The following is a 16,744-nucleotide window of genomic DNA, read 5'->3' as shown; positions in this document are numbered from 1 at the left end:
CATCCGGGCCGTCTCGCCCGCAGGCGACGGCATCTATGCTCCGCATCATTGCCTCCGTCAAGATAACGTTTCATCAAAGCTCCGGGCGCGGACGCGATACGGGTGTGTAGGCCGGATGAAGCAATAATCATTAAATATCAGGTACTATCGGGGGAAGGGCTTTATCGATCCACTTGTTTTTTCCTCCTTGCGCACACCGCACGAAGTGTGATTGATGAAACATTTCATCATTGCTGCCTTGCGCTGAATGTATTTTGGCGCGAAAAGGCATAGGAGGAGACCGGGATGCGTGTAGCTGTCATCGACGATTACCAGAATGTGGCCTTGAAATCCGCCGACTGGTCGAGACTCGACGCCGAGGTGCGCGTTTTCCACGAACCCTGGCGCGACCAGGACCACATCGTCGAGGCGTTGGCCGATTTCGACATCATCTCGCTGGTGCGCGAGCGTACGCCGTTTCCGGCTTCGCTGATCGAGCGCCTGCCGCGCCTCAAACTGATCTCCATGACCGGGCATCGCACGACGACGCTCGACATCGCGGCCTGCACGCGGCGCGGCATTCTCGTGTCGTTCACGACCAGTCCCGATTCTGAAGCTGCGGGCGAGCTTGCGGTCGGCCTGATGCTCGCCTGCTCGCGCGCTATCCCGGCGGCGGACCGCAACATGCGCGACGGCGCCTTCCAGGAAGGGCTGCCCATCGGCCTGCCGATGGCCGGTCGCCGCGTGGGCATAGTGGGGCTTGGCAAACTCGGCTCGCGTGTCGCGGGCATCTGCAAGGCGTTCGACATGGATGTCGTGGCGTGGAGCCCGAACCTGACCGCCGACCGCGCCGCCGCAAAGGGGGTGCGGCTGGTCTCGAAATCGGAGCTTTTCTCGACCTCGGACATCGTCTCCATGCATCTGGCTCTGTCCGACAGCACGCGCGGGATCGTCGGAGCGGACGAGTTGTCCTCGATGAAAGAGGGCAGCATCTTGATCAACACCGCGCGCGGACCGCTGGTCGACGAAGCCGCATTGCTGGCCGCGCTCTCGGCGGGCAGGATCCATGCGGGGCTGGACGTCTACAATGTCGAGCCGCTTCCGAAAGACCACCTGCTGCGCGGCCTGCCCAACGTGGTGCTGACTCCGCATCTGGGTTATGTGGTCGACGAGGTGTTCTCCTATTATTTCAAGGCCAGCCTTGCCAACATCGCTGCCTTTCTCGACGGAAAGCCAGTGAACCTGATGAACCCCGAGGCAAAGGCGGGTTAAGCCGGCGAACAACTTCGCCGTGTCGGCCGCGTGGCGCAGGCTGATGCGCACCGCCTGAAAGCGTCATTCGATCGGAAAATTCGATCAATTCGACAAATAAGTTGCGTTGGAATTATGTTCTAATGTCGTGCATCCTTGAAGGATATTCTTTCAGGCTGATGACATATGGCGACGATGGTATCCTCAGATCAGGCGGCAAAGGCACAGGGGCCGCTGGCCGTTCCGGCAGTGGGAATCTGGGCGGGCGTGCTGATCGCTGCGCTCACGGCGGGCGCTGCCTTCCAGCTTCATGAACTGCCGGGGCTGGCCATGTTCAGCCCGATGATCGTCGCGGTGGTCATCGGCATCGCCTATGCCAACATCGTCGGTGCGCCCGCGCACGCCAAGGTCGGCATCGTGTTCTGCCAGAAGACGCTGCTGCGGTTCGCCATCGTGTTGCTCGGCTTCCAGTTGACGCTCGGCCAGCTTTCCGTGATCGGCATCAGCGGCGCGGCCATCATCGTCGCCGTGCTGCTCGCCACCTTCGTCTGCACGCTGGGGCTTGGCCGCCTGCTCGGCGTGGAGCGCAACCTGACCTGCCTTATCGCTGCCGGAACGTCCATCTGCGGCGCGTCGGCCATCGTTGCGACCAATGCCGTGATCCAGGCGAAGGAAGAAGACGTCGCCTATTCGGTGGCCTGCATCACGCTGTTCGGCACGATCGCCATGCTTGGATTTCCCCTGCTGGCGCCTGTACTCGAACTGAACCAGCAGAGCTTCGGCATATGGGCGGGGGCCTCTATCCATGAAGTGGCGCAGGTGGTCGGCGCGGCCTTCCAGAACAGCCAGCAGGCAGGCGAGATCGCAACGGTGGCCAAGCTGACGCGCGTCGTCATGCTCGCCCCGATGGTCATTGCTCTCGGCCTTTTCGTCAGCCGCCGTGCAAGTTCCAGATCCGACGCGCCGGGCGTGTCCGTGCCATGGTTCGCGCTGTGGTTCGTCGCGGCCATGGTGTTCAACAGCGTCGTGGAGATACCGCAGGGCATTCGCAACGTACTGGTGATCACGACCACTATCCTGCTCAGCATCGGGCTTGCGGCGCTGGGCCTCCAGACGAATGTCGCCGCGATCCGCCGGCAGGGCGTCAAGCCTTTGCTGCTTGCGTTTTTCGCCTTTGTCTTTATCGCTTCAATATCGCTGGCCCTTTTGAAGATGACTGCATGACCCTTGAGCAGTTGCGTGTTTTCATCGCTGTTGCCGAACTGGAGCACATGACGCGCGCGGCACGGGAGTTGAACCTCACGCAATCCGCCGCAAGTTCTGCCATCGCCGCGCTTGAAGCGCGATACGCCACGAAGCTTTTCGACAGGGTTGGCCGCAACATTGCGCTGACGCCTGCTGGCCGCCTGTTCCTGTCCGAAGCGCGCGCCGTGATGGCGCGGGCAAAGGCCGCCGAACTGGTACTGGCAGACCTTGCCGGGCTGAAGGTCGGATCGCTCAGCATCGCCGCCAGCCAGACGGTCGGCAATTATTGGCTGCCCGAGATCGTCCAGCGCTTCCACTCTCTCTATCCGGGAATCAGCATCAGCCTGACCATCGGCAACACCGCGACGGTCGCCTCGCTGGTGGTCGAAGGAGAGGCGAATATCGGCTTCGCCGAAGGCGACATCGACCAGCCGACTCTCACCGTCGAGCAGGTTGCGCAGGACGAACTGGCTCTCGTGGTCGCCAGCGATCATCCCTGGGCCGCGCTGAAGGATTTCAGGACGCTCGACCTTTCGACGACGCAATGGGTGACGCGCGAAACAGGGTCGGGCACGCGGGCGGTGCTTTCCGCGGTCCTCTCAGACCTGGGTATCGACCTGGACAGGCTGGGCGGCGCGCTGACACTCCCCTCCAACGAAGCGGTCCGCTCGGCGGTGGAGGCGGGGGCAGGGGCTGCGGTGCTGTCCCGGCGCGTCGTCGAAAACAGCATCAAGGCCGGATGGCTCAAGGCGCTCGACTATAGGCTGCCGTCGCGCCGCTTCGTCATGGTGCGCCACCGCGCCCGCTACGCCACCGCCGTCGAGGCGGAGTTCGCGCGCCTTGCCGGAAAGCAGGACCTTTCCGCCTGATCTCCTGAAACGGCGGCCAATCGTGCTGCACCGCACCACTGTCATCGTGGCGTAACAACGCGGTGATGTATGTCGCGCGCATCAAATCAAGAGTGTCTGATTCGATGAGCGTGACCACAACGGCAGGCAGGGAACCGGACGAGGCGCGGCGCTATCGCAGCCTCTTCATCTCCGACCTTCACCTCGGCACACGGGGGGCGCAGGCCGACGCTCTTCTCGAATTCCTGCGCGAGCACGACGCCGATACGATCTATCTCGTCGGCGACATCGTCGACGGCTGGCGGCTGCGGACCTCGTGGCACTGGCCGCAGTCGCACAACGATGTCGTGCAGAAACTGCTGCGAAAGGCCCGCAAGGGAGCGCGCATCGTCTACGTACCGGGCAATCACGACGAGTTCCTGCGCGCGTTCTGCGGCTCGAACTTCGGCGAGATCGAACTGGTCGAAAGCATCGTGCACCGGGCCGCCGACGGCAAGCGCTATCTCGTCATCCATGGCGACGTGTTCGACGTGGTGGTTCGCCATGCCAAATGGCTCGCCTTCCTCGGCGACTGGGCCTATGTGCTGGCGCTCGAGCTTTCGCGGCAGGTCAATCATGTGCGCCGCAGGTTCGGCTTCACCTACTGGTCGCTTTCCGCCTGGGCCAAGGCCAAGGTGAAGAATGCCGTGAACTTCATCGGGCGCTTCGAGGAAACGCTTGCGATGGAGGCCGCGCGCTGCGGCGTCGACGGCGTCATCTGCGGACACATCCACACCGCCTCACAGCGCAACTTCAATGGCCTCGCCTATATCAACACGGGCGACTGGGTGGAAAGCTGCACGGCGATCGTCGAACATTATGACGGACGCATGGAGTTGATCCGCTGGCAGATGTTCAGCGCCGCGCTCAATGCCGGCAAGCCACCCCTTCTCAGGCATTCTCACGCCCCATCGCTCCAACCCGCACCGCAAAGGCACCCAACGTGACGGCAACCGCTCGGACGACGAAACCGGAAAATGGCACAGTGCGCAGCAGGCTGCGCGAGGCCGTGGGCAGGAGCATGCCGCTGACGCCCTCGGCGGCGGGCGAATATCTGTTCGCGCGGCTGTTCCACAAGCTGGTCTACGCGCAGATCTGGGAGGACCCCGAGACAGACATGGAAGCGCTGGAGATCGGGCCGGGGCACAGGATCGTGACCATCGCGTCGGGCGGCTGCAATGCGCTTTCCTACCTGCTCCGGGACCCCGGCCGCATCGAGGCGGTCGACCTCAATCCGGCGCATATCGCCTTCAACCGACTCAAGATCGCGGCGGTCGCAAACCTGCCCGACTATGAGAGCTTCCACCGCTTCTACGCGATGGCCGACGATGCGCGGAACCGGGAAAGCTATCGCAACCATATCCGGCCCGCGCTGGACGAATTCACGCGCGGCTATTGGGACGGGCGCGGGCCGACGGGCCGCCGCCGCATCTCGATGTTCAGCCGCCATCTCTACAGGCACGGGCTGCTCGGCCATTTCATCGGCTGGGGCCATCGCGTCGCGCGGCTTTATGGCGTCGACCCGCGCGACCTGCTCGAAGCGCGCTCGCAGCAGGAACAGCGCCTGTTCTTCGAAACGCAGCTTGCGCCCCTGTTCGACAAGCGTCTGGTGCGCTGGGCGACGGGCCGCAAATCCTCGCTGTTCGGGCTGGGCATACCGCCCCGGCAATATGACGCGCTGGCGAATGACAATGGCAGGACGGTGAGCATGGCTGTGGTGCTGCGCAACCGGCTGGAGCGGCTGGCCTGCGACTTCCCGCTTTCGGAAAACTACTTCGCGTGGCAGGCGTTCGGGCGCAGCTACGGCAAGGCCGAGGACGCGCCGCTGCCGCCCTATCTGCGCATGGCGAATTTCGCGACGCTGCGCGAGCGCATCGGCCGGCTGAGCTTCGAGAACATCTCGATCACCGAGGCGCTTTCGGCCAGGCCGCCGCGCTCGGTGGATCGCGTGGTGCTGCTGGATGCGCAGGACTGGATGTCGGACGCGCAGCTCAACGCGCTCTGGAGTGAGATCACGCGCACGGCGGCGCGCGGCGCGCGCGTCATCTTCCGCACCGCCGGACATGCCAACCTGTTGCAGGGCCGCGTCGACCCGGCGCTGCTCGACCGCTGGAGCTATGACGAGGCACGCTCGCGCGCGCTGCATCTTCGGGACCGCTCGTCGATCTATGGCGGGTTCCACCTGCTTTCGCTGAAGGACTGAAGCCCATGGGAACTGTCGACCAGGCCGCGCTGATGGACCGCGTCTACCGCTTGCAGCGCCGCTTCGGCTTCTACGACGCGACGCGCAAATATTACCTGCTGGCGCGCGACCCGATGCTGGCCGGGCTGCGCCCGCCGCAGGGCGGCACGGTGCTGGAGATCGGCTGCGGCACGGGGCGCAACCTCGTTCACGCGGCCCGCACCTATCCTGACGCGACTTTCCACGGCATCGACATCTCGCGCGAGATGCTGGCCGCCGCCGCCGCCAATGTGGAGCGCGCCGGGATGCGCGAGCGCATCAGGCTGGCCTGGGCCGACGCTGCCGATTTCGACCCCGCGCGGACATTCGGGTTCGACGGATACGACCGGATTTTCCTGTCCTACGCGGTCTCGATGATCCCGCAATGGCGCGCGGTGATGGCGCAGGCCGCCCGGCATCTGGCGCCCGGCGGCGAGATTCATGTGGCGGAGTTCGGCGACATGGCGGCGCTGCCCGGCTGGGCGAAGTCGGCGATGTACACATGGCTGCGCTGGTATCATGTGACGCCGCGCTCCGATCTGTTCGATGTCGCGCGCGACATTGCCGATCTGTCGGGTGGCACCAGCGAGGCGCACCGCCTGCATCGCGGCTTTTCATGGATTTCGGTTGTTCAGAAGGCTGACGGCTGATCTTGCCAGCAATAGCTACCACTTGTCGTGGATGAGATTGCGGAATTCATCTGGATCATTCCTGGACATAGGCTCCATGTCTGTAACCTCGACCCCAAAATGCCTTAGTACTTTAACCACTGCATAGCCGACAGGAAGGACGTAGCGCTTCGGCCGGGCATAAGCTCCAGATGCTGTCCAATCTCCCATCAGTTCAAGAGGCATGTAGTGGATTTCTTCGCGGCCATTGAGGTGTTCATATCGTACGAAAAGGCGATTGTCTTCCGGATATTCATCTGCATTTCCAACGATATGTCCATATTCATGGGAAAAAACAGTTTCGAGGTTATGGACGCCCAAATTGAGAGTCATTTCGAATTTAGAGATGTATTTTAGATCGATACCAAGAACAATTGATCTGAAGTATTCCGCAAGTGGATTTATATTGCTATTATCAAGAACGTTAACACAGTTAACTTTATAATGCGGTCTGTAGTCCGTGAAGATCGGATTGAACTCGACGTCAAAGATACGCTCACCGCATTTCTTGTCTTCGATTCTCAATCGGTAGGTGTTATTCCAAAACCGCTTTATAGAATTAATAAGATTGCTTGTCAGTATACGTACCGACTCATCGGTGATATGCCGATTATGGCGATGTAGATCTGTATTCGCAGTTGAATTGATAATTTTCATCCTGGTGTTGACATAGATCGTCTTTGGATTTGACCTGCTGTCTATAATGATCTCCGCCTTGAAGGGTACATCAGTATGGAAAAAGCTTGACGTTCCTCCCTGCTCATTGAGCCCGCGTATCTTCTTCGTTCTCGCGAAGATGCCGTCTCTCTTGTAGATCAGACTGCAGCACCCGGCCTGGGCAGTGGTTGGCCGCCGTCTCTCTACGCCGTTTATGTCGATGACGCTGCTATTGTAACGAATACAGTGACAGGAAAGCCCCATATTCCACGACCTCATAGTCCCTTAGCGGCGGTTCCGTCCGAAAAAGGCTTTCCGCCGCAAAGCTCAGACACAGTGAGCATTGCCTTAATATAAGAGAAATCGCATATTATAATATTGGGGTCAATCGGCCTGTGCCGCGCTAGTATTTCTGCGGAACGTAGAGTTCTCGCGGCAATATCTCCCGCTCATACTCAGGATTAAACACCCTGTCGGGCAGCGTGATCTCGTCATGCGGCACCGGCTCGTAGGGGATCTGTTGCAGCAGGTGGTCGATGCAGTTCAGCCGCGCGCGTTTCTTGTCGTTGCCCTCTACGATGTACCACGGCGCTTCAGGTATGCTGGTGCGTGCGAACATCTCCTCCTTGGCCTTGGTGTATTGCTCCCAGCGCACGCGCGACTGGAGGTCCATCGGCGACAGCTTCCATTGCTTCATCGGGTCGTGGATGCGCATCATGAACCGCAATTGCTGCTCCTCGTCGGTGATCGAGAACCAGTATTTGACGAGCCTTATGCCGGAGCGCAGCAGCATGCGCTCGAATTCGGGCACGTCGCGGAAGAAGTCCTCGACCTGCTCGCCATTGGCGAAGCCCATTACGCGCTCGACGCCCGCGCGGTTGTACCATGAGCGGTCGAACAGCACGATCTCGCCGCCTGCTGGAAGGTGCGGCACATAGCGCTGGAAATACCATTGCGTCTTTTCGCGGTCGCTCGGCGCGGGCAGCGCGACGACGCGCACGATGCGCGGGTTGAGCCGCTGCGTGATGCGCTTGATGACTCCGCCCTTGCCTGCGGAATCGCGCCCCTCGAACAGGATGACGATCTTTTCCTTTTTGTATGAGACCCAGTCCTGAAGCTTGATCAGTTCCGACTGGAGCCGGATCAGTTCCTCGAAATAGACGTGGCGGTCGAGCGCGTCCGGGTGCGCCTGCTTGTAGATGCGCGCCAGTTCGAGCGACAGCGCCGGTTCGGAAAGCTCAAGCTCGAAATCCTCGTCGAGCGTATCCTCCAGCTCGGCCTTGAGCCACGCCGCCGCTCCGCTTTTCACACTGTCGCCGTCCATCTCGTCCATCCTGTTCCGGCGCGCCATGCCGCGCCTTTCGGCGGCCATTGTCCAACCCGTTTGCGACAGGCTCACGACAATGAGCCAACCCGCGCCGGAGAATGTCACATCAGCTTCACCCTCGCGTCATAAAACGCCGGAAACGGAAGCGCCGAATGGACAGGACCTCCCACCTGAAACTGCTGACGGACAACGACCAGGGCACAGCGCCCGGACTGGTCTGGGCGTTTCGCGGGGGTGTGCCGTCACAAGCCGCAAAGCGCCTGACCGCCGAGGAAATTCCCGCAGCCCTCGCAGAAAGGCAGGGCTGGGTGTGGCTGCATGTCGATCTGGTCGACCAGCGCATCCATGGTTGGCTCGAAACAATGTGCGCGCTGCCGAAGGCGTCCTGCGCGGTGCTGGAGGGGCACGATCAAGGTTTCCTGCTCGACCATGAAGACGGGGTGGTGCATGGGATCGCGCCGGAACTGCACGGCGAGATGGAAAAGACCTCCAGTACGATCGGCCATCTGCATTTCGCGGTTACGGAGCACCTGCTGGTGACGGGCCGCCGCCACACGCTGGCCTCGGTCAAGGAAGTGCAATCCGCGCTCGCGGCCGGCAAATTGCGGCCCGGCAGCGCCTTCGACCTGTTCGAGGCGATCATCGCCGCCTTTGGCCGCAATGCGGGGCGGCGGCTTGCCGAGGCGGCGGCCCAGCTTGACGAGGTCGAGGACCATCTGGTGATGGAACGGCTGGCGGACGAAAGGCGCATCCTGAAGCAGGTGCGCCGGCTGTCAGTTTCGCTGCACCGCCCGATTTCGGCGCTTGCGGCGCTGTTTCGGGACCAGGACCCGGACGGAGAACTGTCGGAAGAAGCGCAGGACATGCTGCGCCGTCTCGCCGGGAGGCTGGATCAGCTCGATCTCGAAGTGATGTCGGTGAACGACCGCGCGCGGCTGTTGCAGGAAGAGCTTTCCGCCGAACTTGCCGACGAGTCCAATCGCAGCCTGCGGGCGCTGGCGGTGATGAGCGCCTTCCTGCTTCCGGGAACGCTGGTCGTCGGCATATTCGGCATGAACACGGCAGGGCTGCCGTTCACTGAAACGGGGTCAGGCTCGCTGCTGGCGGTGCTGCTCGGGGTAGGCGCGACGGCGCTGTTCTACTGGTTTCTCAGGTGGGCAGGCGTAAAGCTTCGGCTTTAGGTCATGGAGTCTAGCTCGCCTTGCCGCCGATCTCGATCGCAAGGTTCACGAAGCGCTGGAGCGCGACCGTTCCCACTTCCGCACGGCTCGCGATGCCCAGCATGAAGCTCGGCGTCGGATCGACGATCCGGCGATAGGTCACCTGCGGCCGCGTGAAGTGCTGGAGGCGAGAGGCGATGAAGCCGACGCCGAGATTGCATGCTGCCATCGAGATGATCGACTGGGCTGGCGTCATCTCGATGATGCTGCGCGGGCTGAAACCCTGGTCGAGGCACAGGCCGATAATGCGATCATAGAGCTGCGGCCCGATCTGGCGTGGAAACAGGATCAGCGTCTCGTTTACGAGGTCGCCCATCCGCAGCTCCTTGCGCGCGCTGAGCGGATTGCTTTCCGACAATACGAGGTCGAACGGCAGCGTCGCGATGTCGTGGCAGACAAGCTCCTTGTCGTCCAGCGGCGGGTGAACGATGCCGACGTCGATCTCGCCCCGGCTGAGCGCCTGTTCCAGCTCCGCCGTCGTCAGGTTGCGCACGGCGATCTCGACATTTGGCATGTCAGCGCAAAACGCGGTGACGATTTCCGGCAGCACGGTGAACATGGCGGGCGCGGTGGCGCCCACGACCAGCCGACCGATGGTGCCGGACTCTGCCTGCCGCGCAAGCTTGGCCGCCTCGTCCATGGAGCGCACGATCTTGCGCGCCTCCGTCGCGAACACCTCGCCCGTGCGCGTCAGAGAAACGCTGCGCTTGGTGCGGTTCACCAGCCGCACCTGAAGCTCGGCCTCCAACTGCATGATTTGCTGGCTAAGTGCCGACTGCGTGATGTGGCAGCGCGCTGCCGCCCGGTGGAAATGAAGTTCCTCGGTGAGCGCGAGAAAGCTGACGAGACGACGCCGTTCCATGTCTGTAATTAGCATTCGAGATTAGAAAATCAAGATAAATAATTGGACTTTCTTGTTCCAACCGCGTTCCTAGGCTGGCGATCAGGGAGGAGCGCAATGAAAATTCTGTTGGTTGGCGAAGCCGCGAACCATAAAGGCAGGCTTTCCGAAGCCCTCTCCTCCCCTGTCGCCATCGAAACGCTGCCGCGCGAGGCGGCCTATCAGCCGGACTGGGACCATCTGATCGAAAAGGACGACATCGTCGTTTCGCTGAGGCTCAAGCGCGCGGACGGCGGGCTTCCGCCTTTCCGCATGCTGCATGTGCCGGGCGCGGGACTGGACGGCATCGACCTTGCCGCGCTCGATCCCTCAATCGAGGTCTGCAACGTTTTCGAGCATGAAATCGCCATCGCCGAATATGTGCTGGCGCAGATGCTCAGCTGGGAAATCCGCCCGGACGAGCTGCGGCGCTCCATGTCCGCCGAGACCTGGTCCGACATTTATCGCGCCCGCGTCCCGCACGGCGAAATCTACGGAAAGACGCTCGGCATCATCGGCTTTGGGCGCATCGGCCGGGCAATCGCGGCGCGCGCCAAGGCGTTCGGGATGCGGGTGCTTGCGCTCGACATATACGATCCCGGCGACGGGCTGGCCGACGAGATACTGAAACCGGCCGAGATCGACCGGCTGCTGCCGCAGGTCGATTATTGCGCGGTGACCTGCCCGCTGACGGAAACGACAAAGGGTTTGATCGGCAGGCGCGAACTGTCGCTGATGCCCGCATCCTCCGTGCTCATCAATGTGTCGCGCGCCGAGATCGTGAATGAGGAGGCACTCTACGAGGCGCTTTCGACGGGCGTGATCGCGGGCGCCGTGCTCGACGTCTGGTATGCGTATCCGACCGGCGCGGATGACCGGGTCGCGCCGTCGCGGTTCGATTTCACCGCGCTGCCCAACGCGGTCTGCACGCCGCATTCCTCGGCATGGACCACCGCGCTGCCCGGACGGCGCTACCGCTTCATCGCCGCGAACATCGACCGCCTGCTGCGGGGCGAGCCACGGCTCAACGTGGTCCGCCCGGCGAAGGCCCAATAGCTACGAAGGCCCCTGGAATGAGTGAACACCCCATACGCATAACCGCCGTCAAGACGCTCGTGGTCAATGCGGAGATGCGCAACTGGATTTTCGTCAAGGTGGAGACCGACCAGGACGGTCTCTATGGCTGGGGCGAGGCCAGCCTGAACTGGAAGACCCGCGCCGTGACCGGCGCCGTGGAAGACCTCGCTCCGCTCATCATCGGCAAGGACCCGCGCGACATCGAGCAGATCCTGCGCATCCTCAACAAGCATTCCTATTATCGACTCGGCATCATCGGGGCGACGGCGGTCAGCGGTATCGAGCATGCGCTGTGGGACATTTTCGGCAAGAGCCTCGACCTGCCCGTGTGGCGGCTGATCGGCGGCAAGACGCATGACAGGATACGCGTCTACACGCATCTTGGGCTCGGCGACATGAAGTCCGTCTACGAGACCTTCGACCCCGGCGGACTGCGCGACAAGGCGCTGCGCGTCGTCGAGATGGGCTATGACGCGCTCAAGGTCGTGTTCATTCCCTATTCGCATTTCTCGGTGGACATCCCCTCGCGCCGCCATGTCGGCAAGATGATGGAAACGTTGCGCGACGCCGTCGGCGAAGGCGTCGACATCATGATCGACTTCCACGGGCGGCCGGCCTCGATTGCGGGCGCGCTGCAATATATCGAGGAACTGGTCCCTTACCGCCCGATGTTCTGCGAGGAGCCGGTGATACCCGGCGACACGGACGCGCTGCGCATGGTGACCGAGCGCGCGGGATGCCCCATCGCGTCGGGCGAAAGGCTGGTGGGCTACAAGGAGTTCGAGCCGCTGTTCCAGCAAAAGGCCGTGCACATCCTCCAGCCGGACCTCAACCACACAGGCGGCATACTGGAAGGCAAGCGCATCGCGGCTGCCGCGGAACAGGCCTTCATGGGCGTTGCCCCGCACAATCCGAACGGCCCGATTGCCGGCGCAGCCGCGCTGCACTTCGACGTGTCCACGCCCAATTTCGTCATCCAGGAGGAAATGTCGGGCGCGGTCCCCTGGTACGACGAGGTGGTCTCGACGCCGATGAAGCGCGTCGGCAATTCCTGGGAAATTCCCTATGCGCCGGGCCTCGGCGTGGAGGTGAACGAAAAGGCCGCCGCGAAATATCCGTTCAAGCCGGAGGTGATGCACACGCAAGGCGCGGTGCTGCCTGACGGTACGATTGTAGACTGGTGAGGAATTCGATGGCCGAGGGTACAATTTCGTTCGAGCTTCCGGGCGGCGTTTACAACGCAACGCCCCCGCGCATCGTGTTCGGACCCGGAACACGCCACCGCGTCGCGGAGGAAGTCGCCCGCCTGTCCCGCAGCAAGGTGGTCGTGCTGAGCACGCCCGGCAGGAGCGAATTCGCCAATGAGGTCGCAAAGGCGCTTGGAAGCGCCTGCGTCGGCCTGCTGCCGGAAGCGATTTCGCAGGTTCCCATCGAGCTGGCGATACGGGGCAGGGAAAAGGTGCGCGAAATGGGCGCGGACTGCCTCGTATCCGTTGGCGGCGGCGCGTCCATCGGCCTCGGCAAGGGCATATCGCTTGAGCTTGCGCTGCCGATCATCGCAATTCCCACGACCTATTCGGGTTCGGAAATGACCGGCTTCTGCGGCATCACCATCGATGGCGTGAAGCGTATGCACACCAGCCTGAACATGCTGGCCTCGACCGTGATCTATGACCCGGAACTGACGGTCGGCCTGCCTTTGCGCGTCAGCGCGGCGAGCGCGATGAACGCGCTTGCCCACTGCGTCGACGCGATTTACCTCAAGACCGCCAGCCCGGTCATCAAATGGGCCGCCGTCGATGGCGCTCGGGCTGTGGTCGAGGGCCTGCGCCGGGTGATCCGCACGCCGCAGGATGTGGCGGCTCGCTCCGAACTGCTCTACGGCGCCTATCTGGCCGGTGCGGCGCTGACGGGCGGCTTTGCCCTCCAGCACGGCGTCGCCCACACGCTCGGCGGCTCCTACAACATCGAGCACGGCCTGTCCCATGCGCTCGTCCTGCCGCATGTCGCCGCCTTCAACGCGCGTTATGCTCCCGAACTCCAGAGGATCGGCGATGCGCTCGGCACGCGCGACGTGGGCGGCACGATCTACGACCTTCTGGTCGAAACGGGTTTGCCGACCAGCCTGAAGGAAATCGGCTTCGACGAAGAGGAGCTTCGCCGCACCGCGCGCATTACCGCGGAGACCGACAACGGCTTGAATCCCGTGCCGGTCACCGAAGAGGTCGCATATGAAATTCTGGAGAATACCTTCGCGGGAAAACGTCCCGGAACGAAACTATCTTAAACGTAAGCTCCAAGGGAGGAATGAAATGACTTTCAGAAAAGCCAGCATTTTCGGAATTTGCGCGGCCGTGCTGCTAGGCACGTCCGCCTTCGCACAGGACCTGCCCAAGACCACATTGCGCGTGCTCGGCAATTTCAGCTCGGGCGTGCAGACGCAGAAAGTCGAGAAGCCGTTCTGGACCGTGGACATTCCCGAGCGTTCGAAGAATGCGATCACGGTCGAGTACAACAATTACGACGTGATGGGCATCAAGGAGCAGCAATTGCTGCGCCTTTCCGAGGCCGGCGTGGCGGATTTCGCCTCGACCGACATCGCCAAGCTCGCGGGCGACGATCCGATCTTCGAGGGATGCGACCTGACGGGAATTTCGCCCGACGTCGAGACGGTCCACAAGGCTTGCGATGCATGGCTTCCGGTCATGGGCAAGGTGATGGAGACGAAGTTCAACACCAAGCTGCTCGGACTTTCCCCCAATCCCGGCCTTGTCTTCTGGTGCCGCGACCAGATTTCCGGCCTGGACGACATCAAGGGCAAGAAGGTGCGCGTCAACAGCCGCACCATGGGCGACATGATCACCGCGCTTGGCGGCTCTCCGGTAACGACGCCGTTTGCGGAAGTGGTGCCGAGCCTCCAGCGCGGCGTTTTCGACTGCGCGATCACGGGCAGCCTGAGTGGCAACACGTCAGGCTGGGCGGAAGTGACGAAATATCTCTACCCGCTGCCGGTCAACTGGGGCATTTCCTACCAGTCGGCCAACATGAATTCCTGGAAGGCGTTTTCGCCCGAATTGCAGGCGTTCCTTGAAGAGCAGTTCAAGGACCTCGACAAGCGGCTTTGGGAAATCGGCGAGCAGGCGCATAATGAAGGCGTGAGCTGCAACACCGGCAAGGACCCCTGCACGCTCGGCAAGAAGGCGGCAATGACGCTGGTTCCGGTTTCGGATGCCGACAAGGAAAAGCTCAAGACCATCGCCAAGGAAAATATCGTGGTCCAATGGGCGAAGCGTTGTGGCAAGGAATGCGCCGCGCAATGGAATGATACTGTGGGCAAAGTGGTCGGGATAGAGATCCCTCTCGACCAGATCTGAGTCCACGAGCTGATATGGTGAGAGAATGGCCGCACTGAACGAGCCGGGTCCCCTGTCGATCATCACCCGTGTGGCGACCTTCGCCACACGGATTTGCGGTCTGGTTGTCGTCGTCATGGCGATATTGATCGCCATCGACGTGGTCGTCAGGAAACTATTCAACTACTCGCTGCTGGAAGGCGGGGTGGGCGAGATTTCCGGCTATGTTCTTGCGGTCATCTCCGTCTGGGGTGCGGCATCGGCGCTCATCGCGCGCACCCATGTTCGCATCGACACGTTGCAGATCATGCTGCCGCGTGCACTGGGCAGGGCGGCGGACGTCGTTGCCAGCCTGGCCTTTGCCTTCGCATGCGCCATGCTGACATGGTTCGCCTACTTTCCCTTCGCACGCACCGTGCAGCTCGATTCGCATTCGATGACGCCGCTGGCGGTTCCGCTCGCGATACCGCAAGGGTTGTGGTTCGCCGGCCTGCTGTTCCTGACATTGACTTCCATTGCCGTTGCGGTCGCCGGCTGCCTTGCGATGTGGAAGCGCAACTACCGCGCGGCGCATCTGCTGATCGGCCCGCGCTCGGTGCAGGAAGAGGTCGAGGAACAGAAGTCCGTCCTGGAAACCACCGGGTAGGATGGAAACCTTGCTCCGACTTCAAAGGCCACGTGAATGATCGCGACCTCAATCAGTCTCTTGCTGGCATTCCTGGCGGCGGGCATACCGGTCGCCGCTGCCCTGATCCTGCTCGCCTTGCTGCTGGGTTGGCTGTTTTCCCCGATGCCGCTGAGCATCGTGTTCGGCGAACTCGCCTGGGGTTCGGCCAGCGAATTCACCCTGTTCGCGATCCCGCTCTATATCCTGCTCGGCGAGCTGTTGCTGCGCAGCGGCATCAGCGAACGCATGTATCACGCAATCGCGCAATGGATGTCGCGGCTGCCGGGCGGCTTGATGCATGCCAATCTCGGCTTCTCGACCGTGTTCGCCGCCATGAGCGGTTCGAGCGTGGCCTGCGCGGCAACGCTCGGCAAGGTCGCGAACCCGTTGATTCCACGCTACAAATACAATGAACGTCTGTTCCTCGGCACCATAGCCGCCGGCGGCACGCTGGGCATACTCATTCCGCCGTCCATTCCGCTCATCCTCTACGGCGTGCTGACCGAAACCTCCATCCCGCAGCTCTATCTTGCCGGCATCGTTCCGGGCCTGCTGCTTGCCGGATTCTTTGTTCTTGCCGTGGTCGTAGCCTGCTATTTCCGTCCCGCCTGGGGCGGTACGCCCGTCAAGACCGACTGGGCCGCGCGCATAAGGTGCCTGCCCGAACTCCTGCCGCCACTGCTGATCGTGGTCGCGGTGATCGGCGCGATCTATGCCGGATGGGCGACACCGACGGAGTCCGCCGCGCTCGGCGTGGTGATGGCCATGGCGCTCGCCGCTTCACAGCGGCGGCTGAGTTTCCGCATGGTGCTTGAGGCAGCGGAATCCACGGTGGTCGTCACCTCCATGCTGATCTTCATCGTGGTGGCGGCGTTTCTCCTGAATTTCGTGCTCAACTCGGTCGGGCTTTCGCGCATCGTCACGGACCTGTTCATGGCCTCGGGCCTGTCGCCGACCGGCCTGATCATCACTGCGATCATATTCTATCTCATCCTCGGCATGTTCATGGAATCGCTGTCCATGCTGATCGCCACCGTGCCGCTGATCGTTCCGGCGCTGAAGGCCGCCGACGTCAACACGGTCTGGTTCGGCGTATTGATGATGCTGCTGATGGAGGTCGCGCTCCTGACCCCGCCGGTCGGGATGAACCTCTTCGTGGTGCAGGGCACGCGTGATTCCGGCAACGTCAAGGACGTCATCATCGGCGCACTGCCCTTCGTGCTCACAATGTTCGTGTTCATCGCGCTCATGGTCGCGTTCCCGGGAATCGTCCTGTGGTTGCCGGAGGCCGTGGGCGCCTATTAATGCAGGA

At 62.1% G+C, this 16,744-nt stretch carries 16 protein-coding genes; 13 read left to right on the top strand and 3 right to left on the bottom strand.

All coding sequences use genetic code 11. The features are described from left to right. Positions 1-285 precede the first annotated feature (285 nt). The 6 genes from M9924_19795 (at position 286) to M9924_19770 (ending at position 6,233) form a co-directional block, all read left to right on the top strand. Positions 286-1,251 carry a D-2-hydroxyacid dehydrogenase family protein gene (locus tag M9924_19795; protein ID MCO5066630.1) on the top strand — a complete coding sequence of 322 codons (966 nt, stop codon included), beginning with the start codon at positions 286-288 and terminating at the stop codon, positions 1,249-1,251. A gap of 165 nt (positions 1,252-1,416) precedes the next feature. Then, positions 1,417-2,454 (top strand): YeiH family protein, encoded by a 1,038-nt coding sequence (locus M9924_19790; GenBank protein MCO5066629.1) that lies wholly within the window; start codon positions 1,417-1,419, stop codon positions 2,452-2,454. Then, positions 2,451-3,344: a LysR substrate-binding domain-containing protein gene (locus tag M9924_19785; protein ID MCO5066628.1), complete on the top strand. Its 894-nt coding sequence runs from the start codon at positions 2,451-2,453 to the stop codon at positions 3,342-3,344. Before M9924_19790 ends, M9924_19785 begins: the two co-directional genes overlap by 4 nt. Before the next feature lie 104 nt (positions 3,345-3,448). After that, on the top strand, positions 3,449-4,309 hold the full coding sequence (locus M9924_19780; GenBank protein ID MCO5066627.1) for a UDP-2,3-diacylglucosamine diphosphatase: 861 nt from the start codon (positions 3,449-3,451) through the stop codon (positions 4,307-4,309). Positions 4,310-4,383: 74 nt separating this feature from the next. Continuing rightward, positions 4,384-5,565 carry a DUF3419 family protein gene (locus tag M9924_19775; protein MCO5066626.1) on the top strand — a complete coding sequence of 394 codons (1,182 nt, stop codon included), beginning with the start codon at positions 4,384-4,386 and terminating at the stop codon, positions 5,563-5,565. 5 nt (positions 5,566-5,570) lie between these two features. Beyond that, positions 5,571-6,233: a class I SAM-dependent methyltransferase gene (locus M9924_19770; GenBank protein MCO5066625.1), complete on the top strand. Its 663-nt coding sequence runs from the start codon at positions 5,571-5,573 to the stop codon at positions 6,231-6,233. Positions 6,234-6,248: 15 nt separating this feature from the next. Here M9924_19770 and M9924_19765 read toward each other — a convergent pair whose 3' ends face one another. Further along, complete coding sequence (locus M9924_19765) at positions 6,249-7,172, bottom strand: hypothetical protein (GenBank protein ID MCO5066624.1); 924 nt, start codon at positions 7,170-7,172, stop codon at positions 6,249-6,251. A 139-nt stretch (positions 7,173-7,311) separates the two neighbouring features. Next, positions 7,312-8,232, bottom strand: coding sequence for a polyphosphate kinase 2 (gene ppk2, locus M9924_19760; GenBank protein MCO5066623.1), 921 nt, complete (start codon positions 8,230-8,232; stop codon positions 7,312-7,314). A 155-nt stretch (positions 8,233-8,387) separates the two neighbouring features. On the opposite strand from ppk2, the gene M9924_19755 reads away from it, so the two are divergent. Continuing rightward, on the top strand, positions 8,388-9,416 hold the full coding sequence (locus tag M9924_19755) for a hypothetical protein (GenBank protein ID MCO5066622.1): 1,029 nt from the start codon (positions 8,388-8,390) through the stop codon (positions 9,414-9,416). A 10-nt stretch (positions 9,417-9,426) separates the two neighbouring features. Here the strand turns inward: M9924_19755 and M9924_19750 are convergent, their stop codons facing one another. Beyond that, positions 9,427-10,317, bottom strand: coding sequence for a LysR family transcriptional regulator (locus tag M9924_19750; GenBank protein MCO5066621.1), 891 nt, complete (start codon positions 10,315-10,317; stop codon positions 9,427-9,429). 96 nt (positions 10,318-10,413) lie between these two features. Here M9924_19750 and M9924_19745 point away from each other — a divergent pair, with 96 nt between their 5' ends. From M9924_19745 to M9924_19720, 6 genes are read left to right on the top strand one after another with little or no spacing between them, the layout of a single operon-like run. Beyond that, complete coding sequence (locus tag M9924_19745; protein MCO5066620.1) at positions 10,414-11,391, top strand: 2-hydroxyacid dehydrogenase; 978 nt, start codon at positions 10,414-10,416, stop codon at positions 11,389-11,391. 17 nt (positions 11,392-11,408) lie between these two features. Then, the gene (locus tag M9924_19740; GenBank protein ID MCO5066619.1) at positions 11,409-12,596 is read left to right on the top strand and encodes a D-galactonate dehydratase; all 1,188 of its coding nucleotides are present in this window, start codon (positions 11,409-11,411) and stop codon (positions 12,594-12,596) included. Between the two features lie 8 nt (positions 12,597-12,604). After that, positions 12,605-13,699 carry a maleylacetate reductase gene (locus M9924_19735; GenBank protein ID MCO5066618.1) on the top strand — a complete coding sequence of 365 codons (1,095 nt, stop codon included), beginning with the start codon at positions 12,605-12,607 and terminating at the stop codon, positions 13,697-13,699. 25 nt (positions 13,700-13,724) lie between these two features. Then, entirely contained in the window at positions 13,725-14,786 is a 1,062-nt protein-coding gene (locus M9924_19730) for a TRAP transporter substrate-binding protein (GenBank protein ID MCO5066617.1), read from the top strand. Between the two features lie 25 nt (positions 14,787-14,811). Continuing rightward, positions 14,812-15,411 (top strand): TRAP transporter small permease, encoded by a 600-nt coding sequence (locus tag M9924_19725; GenBank protein ID MCO5066616.1) that lies wholly within the window; start codon positions 14,812-14,814, stop codon positions 15,409-15,411. 36 nt (positions 15,412-15,447) lie between these two features. After that, positions 15,448-16,737, top strand: a complete 1,290-nt coding sequence (locus M9924_19720; protein MCO5066615.1) for a TRAP transporter large permease — start codon at positions 15,448-15,450, stop codon at positions 16,735-16,737. Positions 16,738-16,744: the final 7 nt, after the last annotated feature.

The sequence above is a fragment of the Rhizobiaceae bacterium genome (assembly GCA_023953835.1).
Taxonomy (GTDB): Bacteria; Pseudomonadota; Alphaproteobacteria; order Rhizobiales; family Rhizobiaceae; genus Mesorhizobium_G.
Note: the sequence above shows the minus strand (reverse complement) of the source record. Positions and strands in the feature narration are given on the sequence as shown.

Excerpts from the sequence above, each read along its gene's own strand:
- M9924_19790 (MCO5066629.1), top strand. The coding sequence starts at position 1,417 with ATGGCGACGATGGTATCCTCAGATCAGGCGGCAAAGGCACAGGGGCCG.
- M9924_19765 (MCO5066624.1), bottom strand. The coding sequence starts at position 7,172 with ATGGGGCTTTCCTGTCACTGTATTCGTTACAATAGCAGCGTCATCGAC.
- M9924_19745 (MCO5066620.1), top strand. The coding sequence starts at position 10,414 with ATGAAAATTCTGTTGGTTGGCGAAGCCGCGAACCATAAAGGCAGGCTT.
- M9924_19730 (MCO5066617.1), top strand. The coding sequence starts at position 13,725 with ATGACTTTCAGAAAAGCCAGCATTTTCGGAATTTGCGCGGCCGTGCTG.
- M9924_19735 (MCO5066618.1), top strand. The coding sequence starts at position 12,605 with ATGGCCGAGGGTACAATTTCGTTCGAGCTTCCGGGCGGCGTTTACAAC.
- ppk2 (MCO5066623.1), bottom strand. The coding sequence starts at position 8,232 with ATGGACGGCGACAGTGTGAAAAGCGGAGCGGCGGCGTGGCTCAAGGCC.
- M9924_19740 (MCO5066619.1), top strand. The coding sequence starts at position 11,409 with ATGAGTGAACACCCCATACGCATAACCGCCGTCAAGACGCTCGTGGTC.
- M9924_19785 (MCO5066628.1), top strand. The coding sequence starts at position 2,451 with ATGACCCTTGAGCAGTTGCGTGTTTTCATCGCTGTTGCCGAACTGGAG.
- M9924_19725 (MCO5066616.1), top strand. The coding sequence starts at position 14,812 with ATGGCCGCACTGAACGAGCCGGGTCCCCTGTCGATCATCACCCGTGTG.
- M9924_19780 (MCO5066627.1), top strand. The coding sequence starts at position 3,449 with ATGAGCGTGACCACAACGGCAGGCAGGGAACCGGACGAGGCGCGGCGC.
- M9924_19720 (MCO5066615.1), top strand. The coding sequence starts at position 15,448 with ATGATCGCGACCTCAATCAGTCTCTTGCTGGCATTCCTGGCGGCGGGC.
- M9924_19770 (MCO5066625.1), top strand. The coding sequence starts at position 5,571 with ATGGGAACTGTCGACCAGGCCGCGCTGATGGACCGCGTCTACCGCTTG.
- M9924_19755 (MCO5066622.1), top strand. The coding sequence starts at position 8,388 with ATGGACAGGACCTCCCACCTGAAACTGCTGACGGACAACGACCAGGGC.
- M9924_19750 (MCO5066621.1), bottom strand. The coding sequence starts at position 10,317 with ATGGAACGGCGTCGTCTCGTCAGCTTTCTCGCGCTCACCGAGGAACTT.
- M9924_19775 (MCO5066626.1), top strand. The coding sequence starts at position 4,384 with ATGCCGCTGACGCCCTCGGCGGCGGGCGAATATCTGTTCGCGCGGCTG.
- M9924_19795 (MCO5066630.1), top strand. The coding sequence starts at position 286 with ATGCGTGTAGCTGTCATCGACGATTACCAGAATGTGGCCTTGAAATCC.